Consider the following 272-nt stretch of genomic DNA (forward strand, 5'->3'; position numbering starts at 1 on the left):
GCATCCTGACAATCCTGCTCATCGCCCTGCACGCCATACGGCAAACGCACGGCAATAAAGGTGTAATCGTTACCGCCGCTCTCTTCACGCAGTTCGCGAATCGCGGTTTGCGACAAAATGCCGGTCAGTGTCGAATCCTGCCCGCCGCTGATGCCGAGTACCAGCGTTTTCAAAAAGGGATGGGCTTTCAGGTAAGACTTCAGAAAATCAACCCTGACGCGGATCTCCTGCTGCGGGTCGATAACCGGTTTTACACCAAGGGCTTCAATGAT

At 54.0% G+C, this 272-nt stretch carries 1 pseudogene; it reads right to left on the reverse strand.

What is annotated here, in order from left to right:
- A pseudogene (gene nadE / locus KVT28_RS25140) lies at positions 1 to 272 on the reverse strand (NAD(+) synthase); the annotation flags it as partial.

It is taken from the genome of Pantoea sp. GbtcB22, from assembly GCF_019091025.1.
GTDB lineage: Bacteria > Pseudomonadota > Gammaproteobacteria > Enterobacterales > Enterobacteriaceae > Pantoea > Pantoea leporis.